3 protein-coding genes and 1 pseudogene are annotated in these 4844 nt (G+C 68.1%); 2 read left to right on the forward strand and 2 right to left on the reverse strand.

Annotated features, from left to right (window positions below; genetic code table 11):
* Positions 1-339 (reverse strand): annotated as a pseudogene (locus ACOADB_RS20235) (SAM-dependent methyltransferase); the annotation flags it as partial.
* A 12-nt stretch (positions 340-351) separates the two neighbouring features.
* Positions 352-2517: an MMPL family transporter gene (locus tag ACOADB_RS20240; protein ID WP_378602654.1), complete on the reverse strand. Its 2166-nt coding sequence runs from the start codon at positions 2515-2517 to the stop codon at positions 352-354.
* Positions 2518-2746: 229 nt separating this feature from the next.
* Here ACOADB_RS20240 and groES point away from each other — a divergent pair, with 229 nt between their 5' ends.
* Together groES and groL are read left to right on the forward strand one after the other, a co-directional pair.
* Positions 2747-3040, forward strand: coding sequence for a co-chaperone GroES (gene groES / locus ACOADB_RS20245; protein ID WP_378602688.1), 294 nt, complete (start codon positions 2747-2749; stop codon positions 3038-3040).
* Between the two features lie 69 nt (positions 3041-3109).
* Positions 3110-4747, forward strand: a complete 1638-nt coding sequence (groL, locus tag ACOADB_RS20250) for a chaperonin GroEL (RefSeq protein ID WP_378602656.1) — start codon at positions 3110-3112, stop codon at positions 4745-4747.
* Positions 4748-4844 lie beyond the last annotated feature (97 nt).

Genomic DNA, 4844 nt, shown 5'->3' on the forward strand with positions numbered 1-4844 from the left:
CAGGTCACCACCGATCCCGCAGCCGAGGTCGATCAGGCTGGTCGCCTCGAACGCCGTGTAGCGGCCGGCCCGGTGCTCGGCGACCCGGAGCCGCGTGGACTGTTCCAGCGCGTCCGGCGTGAAGTACATCCGCGGCGCGAGGTCACCGAACTTCGCCACGGCGCGGACGCGCAGTTCCACCTGCGTGAGTGCCGTTGCCGCGCGTTCCGCGGACGTCGTACGACGAAGGGCGGAGCCCGCGGCCAGGGCGCTCGCGCCACTGTCGACGAGCGCGGTCGCCTCCGCGAGGAGGGTCTGGCCGTCGTCGGTCAGCAGCCACCGGAAGGCATCGAGGTCCACCCGGTGATCCTGTCAGGTCGTGACGGACTCCGGAGTCGCGCTGTCGGTGTCCTGGTGCGCGTCCTTGGTCGCATCGCCGTGCCCGGGCCACCAGGCAGCGTGTCCCAGGAGCGAGGTCAGCGCCGGCGTGAAGAACATCGACATGACGAACGCGACGATGAGGATGCCGACCGCGAGCGCGAAGCCCATCGACACGATCAGCGTGTTGCCGCCGAGCATCAGGGACGCGAAGGTGCCGGCCAGGATGACGCCCGCGGCGGCAATCGTCGGCCCCGCGTGCGTCACGGCCTGGGCGGCCGCCTCGTGCGGATCGCGCCCTTCCCGCGCCTCCTCGCGCAGTCGGGCGATCATCAGGATGTTGTAGTCCGTCCCGAGCGCGGTGACGAACAGGTAGATGTAGATCGGCAGCATGAAGATCAGGCCGGACTCCCCACCGATGAACTGGAACGCGATCACGGTGAGGCCGAGGGTCGCTGCGAAGCCGAGGGCGACCGCGGCCATCAGGAACCACGGTGCGACCAGGCTGCGCAGGAGCAGCGCGAGGATCACCATGATGACGAGCGCGGCCACCGGGAAGACCACCTTGTAGTCACGGGCCATCGCTGCCGACATGTCGGCGAAGATGCCGGGCGTACCGCCGACATAGGCCTCGGTCCCCTGGGGAGCGGCCTCGTGGGCAGCGTCGCGGATGGGCCCGCTGACGTTGTCCTGGGCGACGTCGGAGACCGGGTCGTCGGACAGGGTCAGGTAGTACTGGAAGGCGGACTGGTCCGCGGACGGGACCGGACCGGCCACCTCGTCCACGCCCTTGGCCTTGCCGAGGGCCGTCTTGAACGCCTCGAGCTGGTCAGGCGTGACGGTGGTGCCCTTGGCGTCGACGAGGACCGGGACGGGTTCGGCGGCGCCGGCGGAGAAGTGCTCCTGGAAGGTCTCCATCGCCTCGGTCGACTCGACGCCGTCCGGCAGGCTCGAGTTGAAGTCGAAGGACGGGTTGAAGCTGAGGGCGAAGATCGCGAGCACCGCCATCGCTCCGCCCGAGACCAGCGCTGTGCGTCCGGGGTGGCGGCCGACGGTGTTGCCGAGCTTGATGAAGGTGCCGTGCTTCGGCTCCTTCTGCCACGACTTCGAGGGCCAGAAGAGCGCCTTGCCGAGCAGCGACACGAGGGCCGGCACCAGGGTCAGCGCCGCGATCAGCGTGACGAACACGGCGATCGCCAGGGCCGGGCCGATCGCCCGGAAGATGCTCAGCGAGCTGAGGATCAGCGCCATGAACGCGACGATCACCGCGCCGCCGGCCGATGCGATGGCCTCGCCGGCCCGGTCGAGGCTGTGGACGACGGAGTCGCGGACAGCGGCGCCCTGGCGCATCCGTTCGCGGTGCCGGAACAGGAAGAACAGGATGTAGTCGGTGCCGACGCCGTACAGGACGACGATCAGGATCTGCTGCACCGACGAGTCGGCCTTGAGGTCGAAGATGTCGTTGGCCCAGGCGATCGCGCCGGTGGCGATCGAGGAGACGAGGCCGACGACCACGATCGGGAGCAGACAGATCAGCACGCTCCGGAAGATCAGGGCGAGCAGGCCGACGATGAGCACGACCGTCGCGATCGCGACGATCAGCAGGGTGGTCTCGCCCGATTCCTGCGAGTCGAGGCCCTGGGGCACCGCGCCCGTCGTACGGATCTCGAGGTCGGTGCCCTTCTCGAGGTCGCCCAGTTCCTTGCGGAGGTCCTTGGCGTCGTCGAAGGCCTGCGGGTCGTACCCGGTGGCGCCGTCGGCGAGCGGGACGATGCCGAACATCACCGTCTCGTCGGCGGACAGGTTGGGCTTGCCCTCCTCGTTCTGCGTGATGACCAGCTGCTGGAAGGTCTTCTTGCCCAGCGTCGGGGCGACCTCCTTCGCGATGTCGGTGGCCGCGGTCTGGTCGGCGGCGGTCAGCTTCGCGCCGTCCTTGCGCTCGATGACGAGGATCGCGCCGGGGGAGAAGGCGTCGGAGAACTTGTCCTCCTGCAGCTTCAGGGCCTGGATCGACTCGTAGTGGTCGGGCAGGAACTCCGAGTTGTCCTGGGTGGACTCGAGGGCGGGTGCCGTGGCGCCGACAATGACGGCGATCAGCACCCACGCGGCGATGACGAACCAACGGAACCGAGTCACGAACCGACCGAGCGCAGCGAACATGCTGGAACGCTATCGGCGCAACGGTGCTGTCGGTCAACCGACTTTGGTAGGGCCGTGCCGGAACTTCGGGCATCTCGACCAGGGGTCGCTCTGGCACTCCCTTGCGGAGAGTGCTAGTTTCGTGGTTGGCACTCTCGGACCGAGTGTGCCAATGCTGACCGGGAAGTCCGCTTCCCGGCTCACGCCCACCGAACCCAAGCAGTCAGCTCAGAAAGTGGAGGTCGACATCGTGTCGGTCAACATCAAGCCCCTCGAGGACCGGATCGTCGTCAAGCCCCTCGAGGCGGAGCAGACCACCGCGTCCGGCCTGGTCATCCCCGACACCGCCAAGGAGAAGCCCCAGGAGGGCGAGGTCCTGGCGATCGGCCCCGGTCGCATCGACGACAACGGCAACCGCGTGCCGCTCGACGTTTCTGTCGGCGACAAGGTCATCTACAGCAAGTACGGCGGCACCGAGGTCAAGTACTCCGGCCAGGAGTACCTCATCCTCTCGGCGCGCGACGTCCTCGCCGTTCTCGCCTGATTCCGTTTCCTCCGTTGAAGGCGCTGCGCTGATTCGCGTGGCGCCTTCAGCACTTCCCAAGGAGTAGCAATGCCCAAGATCCTGGAGTTCAACGAGAACGCCCGGCGTGCGCTCGAGCGCGGCGTCGACGCCCTCGCGAACACCGTCAAGGTGACGCTCGGCCCGAAGGGCCGCTACGTCGTCCTCGACAAGAAGTGGGGCGCGCCGACCATCACCAACGACGGCGTGACCGTCGCGCGTGAGATCGAGCTGGACGACCCGTTCGAGAACCTTGGTGCCCAGCTCACCAAGGAGGTCGCGACCAAGACCAACGACGTCGCCGGTGACGGTACGACGACCGCGACCGTCCTGGCGCAGGCGCTGGTGCACGAGGGCCTGCGCGCCGTCGCCGCCGGTGCGAACCCGATGGGCCTCAAGCGTGGACTCGATGCGGCTGCTGCCGCTGTCGGCGACGCGCTCAAGGACGCCGCTCGCGAGGTCGACGACGAGAAGGACATCGCCTCCGTGGCGACCGTCTCCTCGCGCGACAGCCACATCGGCGACCTGCTCGCCGAGGCGTTCGGCAAGGTCGGCAAGGACGGTGTGATCACCGTCGAGGAGTCCAACACCCCTTCGACCGAGCTCGAGTTCTCCGAGGGCATGCAGTTCGAGAAGGGCTACATCTCGGCCTACTTCGTCACCGACGCGGAGCGCCAGGAAGCCGTCCTCGACGACCCGTACATCCTGATCAACCAGGGCAAGATCTCGGCGATCGCCGACCTCCTGCCGCTGCTGGAGAAGGTCATCCAGGCCGGCAAGCCGCTGTTCATCCTCTGCGAGGACGTCGACGGTGAGGCGCTGTCGACGCTGGTCGTCAACAAGATCCGCGGCACGTTCAACGCGGTTGCCGTCAAGGCGCCTGCGTTCGGCGACCGTCGCAAGTCGATCCTCCAGGACATCGCGGTGCTCACCGGCGCCACGGTCATCTCGCCCGAGGTCGGCCTCAAGCTCGACCAGGTCGGTCTCGACGTGCTGGGCAGCGCCCGCCGCATCGTCGTGACCAAGGACAACACCACGATCGTGGACGGTGCCGGCGACGCCGCTGCCGTCGCGGGTCGCGTCGAGCAGATCAAGAAGGAGATCGAGACCTCCGACTCCGACTGGGACTCCGAGAAGCTGCAGGAGCGGCTGGCCAAGCTCGCCGGCGGCGTCGTGGTCATCAAGGTCGGTGCCCACACCGAGGTCGAGCTCAAGGAGAAGAAGCACCGGATCGAGGACGCCGTCTCCGCGACGCGCGCCGCGATCGAGGAGGGCATCGTGCCCGGCGGTGGTTCGGCCCTGATCCACGCCGTGGCGGTGCTGGACGACGACCTCGGCCTCACCGGTGACGAAGCCACCGGCGTCCGGATCGTCCGCAAGGCCGCCGACGAGCCGCTGCGCTGGATCGCCGAGAACGGCGGCGTCAACGGCTACGTCATCACCAACAAGGTGCGCGAGGGCTTCGCCGAGAACGGTGCGAGCTTCGGCTACAACGCCGCCACCGGCGAGTTCGGCGACCTGGTCGCCCAGGGCGTCATCGACCCGGTCAAGGTGACCCGGTCGGCGCTCGTCAACGCGGTCTCCATCGCGGGCCTCCTGCTCACGACCGAGACGCTGATCGTCGACAAGCCGGTGGACGAGGAGCCCGACGCGGGCGGCCACGGACACGGCCACGGTCACGGCCACTGATCCACGGCCCTGATCGACTGATCAAGCACCGACCCGTCGTACTCCGGTACGGCGGGTCGGTGTCGTTTCGGGTTGCAGGAATCCCCGCCTCAGCGGG

The sequence above is a fragment of the Nocardioides sp. CPCC 206348 genome, assembly GCF_048654705.1.
Classification (GTDB): domain Bacteria; phylum Actinomycetota; class Actinomycetes; order Propionibacteriales; family Nocardioidaceae; genus Nocardioides.

Coding starts and splice junctions, on each gene's coding strand:
- groL (WP_378602656.1), top strand. CDS start 3,110: ATGCCCAAGATCCTGGAGTTCAACGAGAACGCCCGGCGTGCGCTCGAG.
- ACOADB_RS20240 (WP_378602654.1), bottom strand. CDS start 2,517: ATGTTCGCTGCGCTCGGTCGGTTCGTGACTCGGTTCCGTTGGTTCGTC.